Origin of the sequence: Leisingera aquimarina DSM 24565 (genome assembly GCF_000473165.1) — a bacterium.
Classification (GTDB): domain Bacteria; phylum Pseudomonadota; class Alphaproteobacteria; order Rhodobacterales; family Rhodobacteraceae; genus Leisingera; species Leisingera aquimarina.
In genome coordinates this window covers 3,986,255-4,001,652 of the sequence record NZ_KI421504.1, presented here as the reverse complement: position 1 = coordinate 4,001,652, position 15,398 = coordinate 3,986,255, and the positions used below count along the sequence as shown (strand labels likewise).

Sequence of the window (15,398 nt, the reverse complement as noted above, 5' to 3'; positions counted from 1 at the left end):
TGCGGTTGTTGCCCGAACGCTGGACGTTTCGGGTCTTTTCCCTTAAGGGATGCGACCGCATGTGCTGGGGGAACCGGGCACAAGCTGCTAGGACGGGGGAACCCTGAATGAAATTGTTGACTATGATTGCCGTGATGGCTGCCACCATCACGATGGGTAAGAGTGTTGCTGCCGAAACCGGTCTGGGTACGCTGATCGAGCGTGAACAAGCCAGTTTGAGTGCAGTGCCGGCGCGGAAGTTCAGCGGGTTTTTCGGAATCCGCAACAACGCGTTCAAGAGCCGTAAAGCACGACCGCAGATCGAATACAGCAAGGCCTGGTTGGATGCACAGCCAAAAGCTGCCGGCGGTGAGCAATTCGCTTGTCTGGCCGAAGCGCTGTATTTCGAGGCCCGCGGCGAAACTGTCAAAGGACAGTTCGCAGTGGCCGAAGTGATCCTGAACCGGGTCAAGAGCGCGCAATTCCCGAATTCGCTTTGCGGTGTGATCAAGCAGGGAACCGGGCGCAAATACCAGTGCCAGTTCACCTACACCTGCGATGGCCACAAGGAAGTGATCAATGAAAAGAAGGCGTATCAGCGCGTGGCCAAAGTGGCGCGTGCCGCGCTGGACGGGCTGAAGTCAGAGCTGACTGGAGGCGCGACCTACTATCATACCACCGCGGTCAGGCCGCGCTGGAGCCGCACCTTCACAAACACAACGCGCATTGGTGTTCACCTGTTCTACCGGGACGAACGTTACCGGACGGCGCTGAGCAACTGACCGCCTGAAGGCGCCACACCAGTGCCGCTTTCGGCCACTGGCGTGGCGTTTGCGGGCCTGTTATGACGGCGCTGAAATACTATTGTTGGGTCCCATCACCTGACACTGCCAGCCAAAGGCCCGTTTTCCCATGCCCTCTGAAATCCGCCTTGCCTTTGCGCACCCGTCCGAGCGTTCTGTGGCCACTGCCGCGCCGGGGCCGCTGGACCGTATTTCCCTGCGGGACCACACGGTCGAGGTAGAGATCGGCGCGTTTCAGGCAGAGCGCGGCACCACCCAGCGGATCTGTTTCAATGTGGTGGTGGAAATCTCGCCGCTGCCGAAGGATCTGGATGACGATGTCGACCGGATCCTGTCTTATGACAAAGTGTCTGAGGCGATCGCGCATGAGCTGGCAGCCGAACGGCTGAACCTGCTGGAAACCCTGGCCGAGCGTGTGGCCGAGCGGATCCTGCTGGAGCATCAGGCGGTGCGCGCCTTTGTGCGGATCGAGAAGCTGGACCGCGGCCCTGGCGCGCTGGGCGTCGAGGTGGTGCGTTCCAAGGACCAGATCACCCATCCGGTGGATGAGGAAGAGCGCCCGCATCCGCGGCTGATGTATCTCTCGAACGACGCGATCGACAGCGGTAACCTGACCGCCTGGATCGACCAGATGGAATGCCGCCAGCGGCCGCTGATCCTGTGCGTTGGCGCCCACCTGCTGGAAGTTCCCGCCACCGGCCACAAATGGACCCAGCGCCGGATCGATCTGCTGGCAATCGAACAGAATGCCTGGCGCCTTGCGGCCAAGGATGACCGTTGCGTGGTGGTCTCGACCCGGACAGAGCTGGACTGGGCGATGAAGAACGGCCAGATTTGCGTCTGGGCGCCTTCCAAGATCGTGCTGGATGCGGTGGAAGGCCCTTCGGCGCCACCGTCGAACTCGGTTGCGCTGGCGGCCTGGTTTGCGGCGACTTTTGAAGCGGGCGAAATGATTGTGCTTGGCGGGGATTTGCCTGATAATCCCGGTGTCCCCTTACGGGCCGTCAGCGTGGAGCAAACACTACTGTGATATATTACCGGCCATTGGTTCAGCATGGCGAGGCGCGCCCCGAAGGTGCGGTCCTGCTGGCAGGCAGTGCCCTGTGGTTTACCGAGGTTGAAATCCTGAGCCGCGACGCACCGCCTCGGATCGCGCCGGCAGGGCTGGTGCCTGAAAAGGAACGCCGCCGCTTAAGCGCGCGGCGTGCGTCGATCGCCGGGCTGGATATGACCCAGCCGCAGATCATGGGCATTCTCAATGCGACTCCGGACAGTTTTTCGGACGGCGGCCGGCATTCCGGTGTCGAAACCGGCAAGGCGGCAGCCCTGCGGATGGTGGAAGAGGGCGCCGCGATCATCGACGTAGGCGGCGAATCCACCCGGCCGGGCGCCGAAGAGGTTTCCGAAGCCGAGGAAATAGACCGCACCGCGCCGGTAATCGCAGCAATCCGGGCGGCCAGCCCGGTGCCGGTCTCCATCGATACCCGCAAGGCCACCGTGGGCATGGAAGCGCTGGAGGCGGGGGCGAACCTGTTGAATGATGTCTCCGGGTTCACTTTCGATCCGGCGCTGGCGCCGTTGGCGGCCCAGGCCAGCGTGCCGGTCTGCATCATGCATGCGCAGGGCGATCCGGCCACCATGCAAGAGGCTCCGCATTACGCCAATGTGCTGCTGGACGTCTATGATTTCCTGAGCGATCAGATCGACCGGTTGGAAGCCATCGGGGTGGTCCGCGAACAGATCGTCATTGATCCCGGCATCGGCTTTGGCAAGACGCAGGTGCATAATCTGACGCTTTTGCGCAATCTCAGCCTGTTCCACGGGCTTGGCTGCCCTATCTTGCTGGGCGTGTCCCGCAAGGGGTTCATAGGCAAAATCGGCAAGGAGCCGCGCGCTGATGCCCGTGCGCCGGGCTCAATTGCCGTAGGGCTTGCGGCCCTGGGGCAAGGCGTGCAATTCCTGCGGGTGCATGACGTTGCTGAAACGGTTCAGGCCCTGCGACTTTGGCAGGCCGTCCGCTGAGGCTTTTGGCAGGAAAAGCATAATGCGTAAACTCTTTGGCACTGATGGCGTGCGCGGCACTGCCAATACCCATCCCATGACCGCCGAGATGGCGCTGCGCATCGGCGCTGCAGTCGGACGTTACTTCCGGCGTGATGGCACTGGCGTGCACCGGGTGGTGATCGGCAAGGACACCCGGCTGTCCGGCTACATGTTTGAGAACGCATTGACGGCTGGGCTGACTTCGACCGGTATGAATGTGCTGCTTTTGGGGCCGGTGCCGACGCCCGCGGTGGGGCTGATGACCCGTTCGATGCGGGCCGACCTGGGGGTGATGATCTCGGCTAGCCACAACCCTTCCGAGGACAACGGCATCAAGTTCTTCGGCCCTGACGGGTTCAAACTGTCGGACAGCGCCGAGATGGAGATCGAAGCCCTTATCGATGCGGGGGTAGAACCCGCGCAGGCTGCCAATATCGGCCGCGCCAAGCGGATCGATGATGCCCGTTTCCGTTACGGTGAGCGGGTCAAAAGCTCTCTGCCGCGCAACCTTGGCCTCAACGGGCTGAAGGTGGTGATCGATTGCGCCAATGGTGCGGCCCACCGGGCAGCGCCTGAGGTCCTCTGGGAGCTGGGCGCTGAGGTTATTCCGGTCGGCGTGTCCCCGGACGGGTTGAACATCAACCGCGGCTGCGGCTCGACCCAGCCGCAGACCGCAGCTGAGGCGGTTGTGGCGCATGGAGCCCATGTTGGCATTTGTCTGGATGGCGATGCTGACCGGGTGATCGTGATCGACGAAACCGGCACGGTGGCCGATGGCGATCAGCTGATGGCCTTGCTGGCCACCCGCTGGGCGGAGCAGGGCCAGTTGGCAGGCGGTGCGCTGGTCGCGACGGTGATGTCGAACCTCGGACTGGAACGGCACCTGGAAAGCAAGGGCCTGGGCCTGGAGCGCACAGCCGTTGGCGACCGCTATGTGGTGGAGCGGATGCGCGAGGGCGGCTTCAATCTCGGCGGCGAACAGTCCGGTCATATCGTGATGTCGGATTATGCCACTACCGGCGACGGGCTGATGGCAGGGCTGCATTTCCTGGCTGAGATGGTGCAAACCGGGAGGAAAGCTTCAGAGCTGGCCCATCAGTTCCAGACCGTGCCGCAGCGGCTGCGCAATGTGCGGTTCCGGACTGGCCAGGCGCCGCTGGAGGATACCCGGGTGCAAGAGGCCATTGCCGCCGCTGAGAAAGCATTGACCGGCCAGGGGCGCCTGTTGATCCGCAAATCCGGCACCGAGCCGCTTGTGCGGGTGATGGCGGAGAGCGAGGATGCCGGGCTGATGGCACTGGCTGTTGACAGCGTGGTCGCTGCGGTCGAGGCTGCCGTCTCGGAATGAGGCTGGAGCGCTCAGCCGCCTCTGCCGAACAGACGGCTCAGCTTGCCGAACTGGCTGAGGCCAAGCCCGCCCAGGATCATCCCCATTGCCAGCAGCATCGAGGGCGGTAGATCCTCGCCCAGGAAGACGGCGCCCAGCACCACGGCCCAAACCGGCACTTGATAGTTGGTCAAGGTCATGAAGGTTGGCCCCGCTTCCCGCACCACGATGACCCGCAGCAGGTTGGCAGCAGCGGTGGGGATCAGGCCGAGGATGGCGGCAATCGCCAGTGTCGTTGTGTCCGGCATCACCGGCGGGCCTTCGGTGAGCCAGGCTGCCGGGAAGATGATGAAGCAGCCGATCACCAGGAAAATTGCAGCCAGCCCCAGCGGGTCCACTGGTGGCAGGCGCCGGGTCAGGATCGAGCTGACCGAGTAGCAGGCTGCTGCCGACAGGCAGGCCGCCCGGCCATAAGGCTCCAGCGCGGCGCCGCTGGTTTCAAACGCCTTGCCGCCGATCAGCAGCGCGACGCCTGCAAAGCCGATGGCAAAGCCGATCAGGCGGCGCAGGGTCATCTGCTCTCCTGGCACAAAGAAATGCGCCAGCGGCAGCACCATCAACGGGTTTGCCGCCATGCTGACGCCGGTGAAGCCGGAGGAGACATGCTGCTGGCCCCAGGAGATCAGCATGAAGGGAAGGGCGGTGCTGAGGATGCCGATGATCACCAGTGATGGCCAGTTGGTTTCAGATTTGAACAGCTTGAACCCGCGCCAGCCCCAGATTGCGCCGAGCAAAAGCGCAGCAAATCCGATCCGCCCGGCGGCCAGCCAGAACGGTGTGATACCCTCTAGTGCCAGCTTGATCAGCAGAAAGGTGGCACCCCAGACAAAGCCAAGGGCAGCAATCATCATCCAATAACGCGGGGCGATGCCGGGCACGGTCTTCTCCTGCGGTTCACCGCGCGACAAGAACCCGCCGGGCGGGCGGGGTCAACGGAATTGCTTTGTTATGTATCGAAGTGTTTGCGTGTCAGACCGCGCGTGAGCGGCGGCGGCGGCTGAGGAGCAGGCCGCCAAGGATCAGCGCCAGCGCGGCAAACAACTGCGGCGGCAGGGTCTCGCCCAGGAGGGCCGCGCCGAAGATCACCGACCAGACCGGCACCTGATAGTTCACAGTGGACAGGAACGCAGGGCCGGCGCTGCGGGCGACCTGGACCAGCAGCACTTGCGCCAGCGCCGTGGGCAAGAGGCCGAGGTAGATCACTGCGCCCAGCGGCAGGGCGGCAGGCAGCTCGGGCACGCCTTCGGCCCAGAGTGCCGCCGGGGTCATCATGGCTGCGCCGCACAGGAGCGCTGCGGCAGAGAGCGACAGCATGTTCACCTGCGGGCAAAGCCGGGTGATGATCGAGCCGATGGCATAGCAGAGCGAGGCCCCAAGGCAGGCAAGGCGGGCAAGCGACTCAAAATCGCTGCCGGCGGAACGGAAAGCATCCAGCCCGATCAGCACGACGACGCCCGCAAAGCCGATGAGGAAGCTGATGGTGCGGCGCAGGGTCATATGCTCGCCCGGTACCAGGGCATGCGCCAGCGGCAGCACAAACAGCGGCACGACTGCCATGCAAACTCCGGCAAAACCGCTGGCCACGTAAGTTTGCCCCCAACTCAGCAGTGTGAAGGGCAGGGCGTTGGAGAAGAACCCCATGCCAATGGCACAGGCCCAGATGATCCGGCCTTCGCGGCTGCGCAGGGAGGGCAATCCGATCCCCATCGCAGAAATCACCGCCAGCAGGCATAGCGCGCCAATTGAAATCCGCAATGCGGCGATGGTCATCGGCGAAAAGCCCCGCAGCGCCAGCGACACGGCCATGAAGGAGGCACCCCAGATCACACCGAGGAACAAGAGCTTGGCCCAATTGGCGGCACCGGGAGAGTCTGGCATCGGAAAATCTCAGTCAATTCAAATGAATAGGGCGCTCCATAGTGGAGCGCCCTGCAGAGGAAACTGGCTGCGGATATTCCCGCGGGCGCCTTAGTTTTTCTCTTTGTCGACCATCTTGCCGGCCGAGATCCAGGGCATCATGCCACGCAGCTTGGCGCCGGTTGCCTCGATCGCGTGCTCGTCGTTGGCACGGCGGGACGCTTTGATGGTCGGCTGGCCAACCGCGTTCTCCAGCATGAAGTCGCGCACGAACTTGCCCTGCTGGATGTCGTTCAGGACTTCCTTCATGCGGGCTTTGGTTTCGTCATACTTCAGGATCCGCGGGCCGGTGACGTACTGGCCGTACTCGGCAGTGTTGGAGATCGAGTAGTCCATGTTGGCGATGCCGCCTTCATAGATCAGGTCAACGATCAGCTTCACTTCGTGCAGGCACTCGAAATAGGCCATTTCCGGGGCGTAGCCGGCTTCGACCAGGGTCTCGAAACCGCAGCGGATCAACTCAACCAAGCCGCCGCACAGAACCGCCTGCTCGCCGAACAGGTCGGTTTCGCATTCTTCGCGGAAGTTGGTCTCGATGATGCCCGAGCGGCCGCCGCCAATGGCGGAGCAATAGGACAGGCCGGTTTCCAGCGCTTTGCCGGTGGCGTCGTTGTGAACCGCAACCAGACAGGGCACGCCGCCGCCTTTGGTGTATTCGCCACGCACGGTGTGGCCGGGGCCCTTGGGCGCCATCATGATGACGTCGACGCCTTCTTTCGGCTCGATCAGGCCGAAGTGCACGTTCAGGCCGTGGGCGAATGCGATGGCGGCACCCGGACGGATGTTGTCGTGGACGTATTTCTTGTAGGTCTCTGCCTGCAGTTCGTCGGGCATGGTGAACATGATGACATCGCACCAGGCGGCCGCTTCTGCGATGCCCATGACCTGCAGGCCTTCGCCTTCGGCTTTCTTCGCGGAGGGGGAGCCTTCGCGCAGAGCGACGACAAGGTTCTTGGCGCCGCTGTCGCGCAGGTTCAGCGCGTGGGCGTGGCCCTGGGAGCCATAGCCCAGGATGGCCACTTTCTTGTCCTTGATCAGGTTCACATCGCAATCGCGGTCGTAATAAACGCGCATGATCCACGTCCTTTCGTTTGGTGTTTGAGGGCATCATAGGGAAGTGCGCGGGGAAGGCGATTGCTGTTCTGCGTGATTTCAGCAGTTTCTTTGCGATAGTTATTCGTCAAAGTGTATGTTACTGATGAAATCATGCTTGATGACCTCGACCGGCGCATTCTGCGCCATCTGCAAAGCGACCCGGCGCAATCGATTCCGGATTTGGCTGAACACCTCGGGCTCACCGCCTCGCGGCTGTCGCGACGGCTGGAGAAGCTGCGCGAGGGGGGCGTGATCCTGGGCCAGCGGGCGATAATCGACTGGCGGGCGCTGGGGTATGAGGTGGAGGTGTCGCTGCGGGTGACGCTGGACAAGACTAACCCGCGCGCATTTGACGAATTTATTGAATCCGCCCGCGGCATTGCCGAGGTGATCGAGATCCAGACATTCCTTGGCCAGGTCGATGTGCGGCTCTCGGTGATCGCACGGGACATGCCGCATTACCAGCAGATATACCGCGCCGCCATTCTGAACCTGCCGCATATTACCGATATCGAAGCGCTGATGCATGTGGCGCGGATCAAGTCGGACGAGGTGCTGCCGCTATGAATACGCTGGATGATCTCGATTTTGCCCTGCTGCGGGCGCTGTCCGAGGACGCGACCTTATCTGCGGGTGCATTGGGACGGCAGCTGGGCCTTAGCCAGCCGGCCACTTGGCGGCGGATCAAGCGGTTGCAGGAGGCAGGTATAATCGCCGGACGCAAGCTGGATCTCGACAAGGAGAAACTGGGGTTTGGCGTCACTGTCTTTCTTGGCGTGAAGCTGGCCACCAAGGGAAGGGTCAGCCTGGAGGATTTCGAACGCGCGGTTTCGGCCATTCCCGAGGTGCAGACGGTGGAGCATGTGCTGGGCATGTATGACTACCGGCTGCGGGTGACGGCGCGGGACATCTCCGATTTCGAACGGGTGCTGCGGCGCCGGGTGATGACCCTGCCGGGGGTGGGCAATGTCGAGGCCAATGTGCTGCTGAGCGAGGAGCGCCGGCCGGGGCCGCTGGGCTGAAGCGGCACTTTTGTTGCCGATGTGAAACCGCCATGGCGCAAATGCGGGTGTTCTCTGTCGTGCTTGGGCTGTCTTTTTGCCGGGCCGCAGTCAATATCACGCTTCGGAGAACGGCTGCTCCGTTGTATGCCAACGCAGGCTTTGCCAAACCCCGTGGCACCGGCTAGCCGTTTCATGAAGAATCTCAGGGAGGCCAAGATGGCATTGCTCGATACCGTTGACCCGCAGGGTCTGGATGAATTCTCGGTGGTTTTCACCGACCGTTCGCTCAACCATATGTCCAAGACCTTCCAAGGCGTGATGCTGGACATCAATGAGATGCTGAAAGAGGTGTACAACGCCGAAGCCGTGGCGCTGGTGCCCGGTGGCGGCACCTATGCGATGGAAGCGGTGGCGCGCCAGTTTGCCCGCGGTGCAAATGCGCTGGTAGTGCGTAATGGCTGGTTCTCCTACCGCTGGAGCCAGATATTCGAGGCCGGCGGCTTTACCGCGTCCTCGACCGTGATGAAGGCGCGCCGGACCGGCAATGAAACGGCCTCGCCGTTTGAGCCTGCGCCGATTGCCGATGTGGTCGCCGCGATCAAAGAGCAGAAGCCGGATATCGTCTTTGCCCCGCATGTGGAAACCGCAGCCGGTGTGATCCTGCCCGACGACTATGTGATCGCCATGGCGGCGGCTGCGCATGAGGTCGGCGCGCTGGTGGTGCTTGATTGCATCGCCTCGGGCTGCGCCTGGATCGACATGAAGGCCACCGGCGTAGACGTGTTGATCTCTGCCCCGCAGAAGGGCTGGAGCGCGTCGCCTTCCGCAGGTCTGGTGATGTTTTCGGAGAAGGCGCTGGCGCGGCTCGAAGAGACCACCTCGGACAGTTTCGCCATCAACCTGAAACAGTGGCGCACCATCATGAAGGCCTATGAAGACGGCGGTCATGCCTATCACGCCACCATGCCGACCGATGCGCTGAAGGCCTTCCGCGACACCATGCTGGAGACCAAGGAGTACGGGTTTGTCCGCCTGCGCGATGCGCAATGGGCGCTGGGCGATGGTGTGCGGGCGCTGCTGAAGGAAAAAGGCATCACTTCGGTTGCGGCGGACGGTTTTGGCGCGCCGGGGGTGGTGGTGAGCTATACCTCTGACCCCGATGTGCAAAACGGCAAGAAATTCCTGGCGCTGGGCACCCAGATCGCGGCTGGCGTGCCGCTGCAATGCGATGAGCCTGCGGATTTCCGCACCTTCCGCCTAGGGCTGTTCGGTCTGGATAAGCTTTATGACGTGGACGCCACCATCGCGCGGCTGAAGACCGTCGTGGATCAGGTGCTTTAACGAAGGAACTGGATTGGGCTGCGCAAGGGGATATTGCTTGTGCGGCCCAGCCCATGGCGCAGGGTGAGCCAGATCACTCCGAGGCTGATTGCCAGCCACACGCCTCCCCACAGCATTGTTGTGCCGCCGAACTCCTCGGCCATCATCCGCGCGTCGGAGCGCAGATAGGAGCGCGCAATAGTGTCGTCCCAGATGTCCAGCGGCGCATAGATCATGCTGCTGATCCCGATCACCCGCAGGATCATGTCATTGATATTCAGGCTTAGATACCGGGATGCCGCCAGCATCAGTGCGCCGGTGGCGAGGGTGAAGCCAAGCCCAAAGAGGTCGCGGACATAGAAAGCGGCAACAGCGAGGGTGATCGCACCGAAGACGGCGAGCACCTTGCGGTCCCAATCGGTGCGCAGGGCAATCACGAACAGGGCAGAACCGATCAGCAGCGAGCCGGTGTAGCCAGCCGTGAGCGTCAGGAACCGACTGCCGCCGCGCGAGATCACCCTGCCGCCCTCATAGGGGTCGATGGTCAGGCTGACCACATCTCCACCGGTGAGCAGGGTTGCTGCCGCGTGTGACAGTTCGTGCAGGAATACGGTGAGGATGCGCAAGGGTAGCAGCGCCGGGGTTTGCCAGAGGATGGCAATGGCCAGGGTCAGGCAGAGAAGCTGCCAGTGGCCTTTGAGGAGGCGTCCGGCTGCCCGCATGTTATTTCACACCAAGCCCCATCTGCATCAGCGTCCGGCGTACCGGGGTCAGCGAATACAGCGCGTTGAGGCCGAAGGCGCGCAGGTCGCGCAGGGGGCGCGGCGCCAGCATCGAGGTGCGGTTCAAAAGGTCGATGCCCTTCACGCGCAGCATGATCTCGTTGTGACGGGCCTTGTGGTAGGCCGCCAGCATCTGCGCATCGCCCAGACCTTCGGGGCGGGCCTCGGCCAGTTCCAGCAGGCTGCGCAGATCGCCCAGCGACATGTTGAGGCCTTGCGCGCCAATCGGCGGCACCACATGGGCGGCTTCGGCCATCAGCGCCAGCCGTTCGCCATTCAGCCGCTCTGCCGACTGGCTGATGATCGGCCAGATGGTGCGGCGCGAGGCCAGTTTCAGGTCGCCGAACAAACCGCAGCTGCGTTCGGTCATGGCGGCCTCAAAGGCGGCTGGCTCCAGGTTTAAGAGGTCCTGCGCCTTGGGGCCGCGTTCCATCCAGACAATCGCGGAGGACGGCTGCCCACGGTAATCGGGCAGCGGCACCAGAGTGAACGGCCCGCCGGAGCGGTGAATCTCGGTTGAGACATTTTCATGCGGCACCACATGGGTGACGGCAAAGGCCAGCGCCTTTTGCCCGTAGCGGGTTGTCTTGACCGGAATGCCCGCCGCCTCGCGCATCGGCGAGTTGCGGCCGTCGCAAGCCACCACCATTTTTGCGGTCACTTGGCTGCCATCGCTGAGGGTGACGCGTGCCTCATCGGTGCGGGTAAACAGGCCGGTGGTGCCGGTGCCAAAGCGCAAATCGACATTGGGCAGCTCTGCCAGCCGGGCAATCATCTCGCGCCGCAACAGCCAGTTGGGCAGGTTCCAGCCAAACGGCTGGCCGGAGATATCGGCGGCATTGAAATCCTTAACCACCCGCGGTTCGGGCAGCGCGCCGCCGGCATCGACGATGCGCATGATCTGCAAGGGGGCGGCGTGGTCCGCCAGCCGCGCCCAGATCCCGCAACGTTCCAGCAGTGCTTGGGCGGGCTGCAGAAATGCGGTGGTGCGCAGGTCGGAGCCTTCGGCGTCGCGCTCGGTCACCGGCGGGGCAGGATCGGTGCAGATCACACTGAAGCCGCTGGAGGCAAAAGCGGCGGCCGCGGTCAGACCCGCAATGCCGCCGCCGGAAATCAGGATATCGCAGGTATCGGCCATCTCGTCAGCCCTCCGTTCTGCCGCCAGAAATAGGCCCGGACAGCAGGGGAAGACAAGCCGATAGCCGCAGATAGGTCGGTTAGCCGCGGGTAATGGTGATCAGCAGGGTGAACACGACCGGCACCATGCAGACTGCCGGGATGTAGAGTCCGGGAATACCGAACAGCAGGATCGAACAGCCCCAAAGGCTGACCAGCGTTGCAATGGCGTAATAAAGGTTCTCTTCCGGACCATAGGCGACCTCTTTGATCATCCGCCCCAGCAGCGGAACGGCAAACAGCGCGCGCTGCATCAGGGTCAGGCGTTCGGGAAGGGCATATGCGCTCATCGGTCGGGCTCCAGGCATTCGGTTTCGGGGCGCATATAGGGAGGAAAACATGCGGCAAACAGGTATATTTTGCCGCAGTTGCAAAGATTTGCCGGTGTGCTGTTGTACACATCCTTGGAAGCGGCAAAGGACGCCTGAATGCGCCGCCTGCAGAGACGGGAACTTAGGCCAGAGCAGCCAGAAAACCCGCCAGGTCGACCGAATGGTGATGAATGTGCGCAGCTTGCACCGGTTCCGGCGCCACATGCACAGTCCGCATTCCCATCTGGTGCGGGGCGGCAAGGTTGCGTGCGTCATCCTCGAACATTGCCGCCTGTTGCGGGATTACGCCGGCGCGGGCAAAGACCCGGTCAAAGGCGCGTCGTTCCGGCTTGGGGTGGTAATCGGCGTGCTCGACGCCGAAGACGCCGTCAAACAGCCCCGACAGCCCGCGTGCGGCCAGCACCCGCTCGGCATAGGGGGCGGAGCCGTTGGTATAGACGATCTTCTTGCCTGGCAGGTTACGGATGTTCGCAGCAAGGGCTGCGTCCTTTTCAAGTGGCTCCATCGAGATGTCATGCACCGCAACCAGATAGGGTTCCGGATCCAGATCATGCTCGCGCATCAGCCCGGCCAATGTGGTGCCGTGTTCGCGCCAGTAATGGCTGCGCAGGTGGTCAGCCTTGGCTTTATCCACGCCAAGGGCCTCCATAACATAGGCGGTCATCTTGACCTCGATCTGGTCAAACAGGCGTGCCGACGGCGGATACAGGGTGTTGTCGAGATCGAACACCCATTGGGTGACATGGGAAAAGGATTGCTTGGGCATGGTGCCGGATTAGGGGGCGGATGCCGCCATTGCAATTAAAAGCGCATTTTGACTGCGGGTTTTCAGCGCTTTAGCGCCATCAGGGTTGATTGCTGCCCCTTGGGCTGTAGAGATTGGCAAACCGGAAAAGACAGGAAGACCCATGAGCCAGAGCCGCAGCAATCAGAAAGATGCCTATGCGCTGATCCTAGAGGCGATCGACGTTGGCGTTTACAAGCCTGGCGACCGGCTGGTGGAGAGCGATCTTGCCGAACGCTTTGGCGTCTCGCGCACCCCGATCCGCGAAGCCCTGCAGCGGCTGGAGACGCAATCGCTGCTGGAGCGTGACGGGCGGTCGCTGATCGTCGCCTCGCTGGACCACAACCAGATGGCCGAGCTGTATGTGGTGCGGCGCGAGCTGGAAGGCCTGGCGGCACAGCTGGCGGCGCGCCATGCCACCGAAGAAGAGATCAAGGTGCTGAAGGAAATGGTCGAGGCCGATGACCAGCTGATCGGCGATCCGTCGGCGCTGTCCAAGGCCAACCGCCGGTTCCATGAACAGATCCATTTGGCATCGCACAACCGCTATTTGGTGCAGCAGCTGGACCTGGTGCACCGGACCATGGCGCTGATGGCAACAACCTCGCTGGCTGCCGAAGGGCGCAGCGAGATTGCCCAGTCCGAACACAAGGGTATTGTTGACGCGATCGGCCGCCGCGACGAGGCAGCGGCGGGTGAGGCGTTGAAGGAACATATCTCTATCGCTTTCATGACCCGTCTGAAGCAGGATGCCAGCGGGCGGGGATAAGCCGCCAAAGCCCAAGCCAGAGTTCTGGCCAGAAACCAGGCCGGTGTACGCAGCGGGGTTTGGCAGCAGGTTTGATGCCGTGCGCTGTCTTGTCCCAGAAAAAGGGACGGACGAGCAGCTCATGCGCGGCCTTGGTGACGGCAACGGCCCCCATTGGAAAGTACAGGATCATCGCCGGCGCCCAGGCGGCCAGCCAGGGCCGCCCCATGGCAAAGGCGGCGGTGGCGCTGATGACCAGCCCGAGCAGTTCAAAGAACACCAGCGCCGCGGCCGCCAGCGACAGCAGCAGCGGCGGCACGCTGCCGGCGCTGGGGTGCGGCAGGCCAAGCGCAATCAGCCAGAACGACCACAAAACCGGCGCAAACAGGAACTGCCCGATGGTGCCCAGAAAGAACGCCTGAAACCCTAGGAACCGCTTCCATCCAAGCTCTGCCAGCAAGCGCAGCGGCTGGCGCATATGCACCAGATAAGTCACCATGAACCCTTTCAGCCAGCGCGAGCGCTGCTTGACCCAGGGCCAGGGGCGGCAGTTGGCCTCTTCAAACGTGGTGCTTGGCAGCATTCCGGTGCGGTAACCGGCGCGGTAGAGCCGGACACCCAGATCCGCATCCTCGGTAACGTTATGGGCATCCCAGCCGCCCAGTTCCTCCAGCACCTTGCGGCGGATGAACATTGTCGTGCCGCCCAGCGGCACCACCAGGCCAAGCCGGGAAATTCCGTGCAGAACGATGCGGAACCAGCTGGCATATTCCAGCGTGAAGCAGCGGGAGATCCAGTTGGTGGCGGGGTTGTAGTAGTCAAGAACACCTTGAAAACAAACAGTGTTTCTGCCAGCGCGGGCAAAGGCCTGCGCCACCCGGTCCAGCTGATCCGCCTGCGGCGCGTCCTCGGCGTCCCAGACACCGATGATGTCGCCACGGCAGAAATTCAGCGCATAGTTCATCGCCCGCGGCTTGGTGGTTAGCCCGCCAAAAGCCGGAACCTCCACCACCCGGATCCAAGGCGGCAGCCGGGTGCCTGCAAGGGCAGCTCGGGTGACAGTGTCATGTTCCTCAAGCACAAGGATCACATCGGTCAGGGCCGGAGGGTAGCTGAGCTTACGGATACGGGTGAGCAGTGCCCGGCTGATCTCGGCCTCTCGGTAGAGCGGGACCATGACAGAAATCACCGGTTGCGAAACCTGGCCGGGTGAAAGGGGAGCAAGCCGCGGCACAGACGGGTTCCGGCGGGCTCTGGCAGACCAGTAAGATGCGAGGCCGCACAGTTTCAGAGCGGTGAACAATAGAACCGACACCAGCGCCATCATGCTGAGGGCAGTGAACACTGCTGCAGGGGCGGTCAAGGCCAGGTAGAGTGCTGGCAGGGCGCAGGCTGTCAGCACGGCCCGTCCCCTATGCGGCTGCAACGTGCGGCAGCTTTGCCGCGGGATTACACTACAGCTGGCCTGGCGGACCAGAACAGGACTGAAATGCGCGGTCAGCAATGCAGTGATCTGCGCCTCGCAGGCGAGTACCGGCGTTACGGTGCTGAAACTGTCCTGCAATTCTTCCTTCAGGGCTTCGAACCTGTCGGGGCAGGCAATGGCAATGGTCACAGTCTGGCCCAGCTGCATCCAAGGTATGGCGCAATGGCGGAGCCAGAACTGGGCCGGCTTGCGGGCCAGTAGCCGGGGATTGGCGACCTGGCCGCTGAGATCGGCCCGCTGCATCCGGTATTGCCGGGCCAGGGTGTCCTGGACCTGGTCTTCACTGGCCAGCCCCTCGGCCACCAGCACCCGCCCAAGGGCGGCCTTCTGGTGCTGGCGCAGCACCAGCGCTTTCATCATGCTGCGGCCATTCACCGACGGCGGCAGCCCCGGAGATCGCTCCCCGGCGGGCTGCGGCGGCCGGAACTGCCGCAGCGGTTGAGACACAAAACCCATCGCCACCCCATAACAAAAACACCTGAGGGCTTCAGGCTGGCGGTGGGGGTTTAAGAATTGGTAAATGCAGCGTTAACCATGCCGGC

Annotated in this window: 16 protein-coding genes; 8 read left to right on the top strand and 8 right to left on the bottom strand. The window is 62.8% G+C overall.

What is annotated here, in order from left to right; all coding sequences use genetic code 11:
• The first annotated feature begins 107 nt into the window (after nucleotides 1–107).
• The 4 genes from AQUI_RS0124130 to glmM all read left to right on the top strand — a co-directional run bounded on the left by AQUI_RS0124130 (nucleotide 108) and on the right by glmM (nucleotide 4,173).
• Nucleotides 108–761, top strand: coding sequence for a cell wall hydrolase (locus tag AQUI_RS0124130; protein WP_027259822.1), 654 nt, complete (start codon nucleotides 108–110; stop codon nucleotides 759–761).
• A gap of 130 nt (nucleotides 762–891) precedes the next feature.
• The gene (locus tag AQUI_RS0124125; RefSeq protein ID WP_027259821.1) at nucleotides 892–1,812 is read left to right on the top strand and encodes a dihydroneopterin aldolase; all 921 of its coding nucleotides are present in this window, start codon (nucleotides 892–894) and stop codon (nucleotides 1,810–1,812) included.
• Nucleotides 1,809–2,804: a dihydropteroate synthase gene (gene folP, locus AQUI_RS0124120; protein WP_027259820.1), complete on the top strand. Its 996-nt coding sequence runs from the start codon at nucleotides 1,809–1,811 to the stop codon at nucleotides 2,802–2,804. The genes AQUI_RS0124125 and folP overlap by 4 nt, the downstream gene beginning before the upstream one ends.
• Nucleotides 2,805–2,826: 22 nt before the next feature.
• Nucleotides 2,827–4,173, top strand: coding sequence for a phosphoglucosamine mutase (glmM, locus tag AQUI_RS0124115; RefSeq protein WP_027259819.1), 1,347 nt, complete (start codon nucleotides 2,827–2,829; stop codon nucleotides 4,171–4,173).
• Nucleotides 4,174–4,184: 11 nt separating this feature from the next.
• Here the strand turns inward: glmM and AQUI_RS0124110 are convergent, their stop codons facing one another.
• From AQUI_RS0124110 to ilvC, 3 genes are all read right to left on the bottom strand, one after another.
• On the bottom strand, nucleotides 4,185–5,090 hold the full coding sequence (locus AQUI_RS0124110) for a DMT family transporter (RefSeq protein ID WP_027259818.1): 906 nt from the start codon (nucleotides 5,088–5,090) through the stop codon (nucleotides 4,185–4,187).
• Nucleotides 5,091–5,181: 91 nt separating this feature from the next.
• Nucleotides 5,182–6,090 (bottom strand): DMT family transporter, encoded by a 909-nt coding sequence (locus AQUI_RS0124105; RefSeq protein WP_027259817.1) that lies wholly within the window; start codon nucleotides 6,088–6,090, stop codon nucleotides 5,182–5,184.
• A 90-nt stretch (nucleotides 6,091–6,180) separates the two neighbouring features.
• Nucleotides 6,181–7,203, bottom strand: coding sequence for a ketol-acid reductoisomerase (gene ilvC, locus AQUI_RS0124100; protein WP_027259816.1), 1,023 nt, complete (start codon nucleotides 7,201–7,203; stop codon nucleotides 6,181–6,183).
• 132 nt (nucleotides 7,204–7,335) lie between these two features.
• Here ilvC and AQUI_RS0124095 point away from each other — a divergent pair, with 132 nt between their 5' ends.
• The 3 genes from AQUI_RS0124095 to AQUI_RS0124085 all read left to right on the top strand — a co-directional run bounded on the left by AQUI_RS0124095 (nucleotide 7,336) and on the right by AQUI_RS0124085 (nucleotide 9,569).
• A complete protein-coding gene (locus AQUI_RS0124095; protein ID WP_027259815.1) occupies nucleotides 7,336–7,791 on the top strand; it encodes an Lrp/AsnC family transcriptional regulator in 456 nt (151 codons plus the stop codon).
• On the top strand, nucleotides 7,788–8,246 hold the full coding sequence (locus AQUI_RS0124090; RefSeq protein WP_027259814.1) for an Lrp/AsnC family transcriptional regulator: 459 nt from the start codon (nucleotides 7,788–7,790) through the stop codon (nucleotides 8,244–8,246). The genes AQUI_RS0124095 and AQUI_RS0124090 overlap by 4 nt, the downstream gene beginning before the upstream one ends.
• Nucleotides 8,247–8,444: 198 nt before the next feature.
• Complete coding sequence (locus AQUI_RS0124085; protein ID WP_027259813.1) at nucleotides 8,445–9,569, top strand: aminotransferase class V-fold PLP-dependent enzyme; 1,125 nt, start codon at nucleotides 8,445–8,447, stop codon at nucleotides 9,567–9,569.
• Here the strand turns inward: AQUI_RS0124085 and AQUI_RS0124080 are convergent.
• The 4 genes from AQUI_RS0124080 to AQUI_RS0124065 form a co-directional block, all read right to left on the bottom strand.
• A complete protein-coding gene (locus AQUI_RS0124080) occupies nucleotides 9,566–10,270 on the bottom strand; it encodes a M50 family metallopeptidase (protein ID WP_027259812.1) in 705 nt (234 codons plus the stop codon). The two genes, AQUI_RS0124085 and AQUI_RS0124080, sit on opposite strands and share 4 nt — an antisense overlap.
• Before the next feature lies 1 nt (nucleotide 10,271).
• Nucleotides 10,272–11,468: a UbiH/UbiF family hydroxylase gene (locus AQUI_RS0124075; protein WP_027259811.1), complete on the bottom strand. Its 1,197-nt coding sequence runs from the start codon at nucleotides 11,466–11,468 to the stop codon at nucleotides 10,272–10,274.
• Between the two features lie 79 nt (nucleotides 11,469–11,547).
• Nucleotides 11,548–11,796, bottom strand: a complete 249-nt coding sequence (locus AQUI_RS0124070) for a hypothetical protein (protein WP_027259810.1) — start codon at nucleotides 11,794–11,796, stop codon at nucleotides 11,548–11,550.
• A 163-nt stretch (nucleotides 11,797–11,959) separates the two neighbouring features.
• The gene (locus AQUI_RS0124065) at nucleotides 11,960–12,604 is read right to left on the bottom strand and encodes a pyrimidine 5'-nucleotidase (RefSeq protein ID WP_027259809.1); all 645 of its coding nucleotides are present in this window, start codon (nucleotides 12,602–12,604) and stop codon (nucleotides 11,960–11,962) included.
• A 142-nt stretch (nucleotides 12,605–12,746) separates the two neighbouring features.
• Here AQUI_RS0124065 and AQUI_RS0124060 point away from each other — a divergent pair, with 142 nt between their 5' ends.
• Nucleotides 12,747–13,391: a GntR family transcriptional regulator gene (locus AQUI_RS0124060; RefSeq protein WP_027259808.1), complete on the top strand. Its 645-nt coding sequence runs from the start codon at nucleotides 12,747–12,749 to the stop codon at nucleotides 13,389–13,391.
• On the opposite strand, the gene AQUI_RS0124055 is transcribed toward AQUI_RS0124060, so the two are convergent.
• On the bottom strand, nucleotides 13,351–15,216 hold the full coding sequence (locus AQUI_RS0124055; protein WP_342665615.1) for a glycosyltransferase: 1,866 nt from the start codon (nucleotides 15,214–15,216) through the stop codon (nucleotides 13,351–13,353). The genes AQUI_RS0124060 and AQUI_RS0124055 overlap by 41 nt on opposite strands.
• Nucleotides 15,217–15,398: the final 182 nt, after the last annotated feature.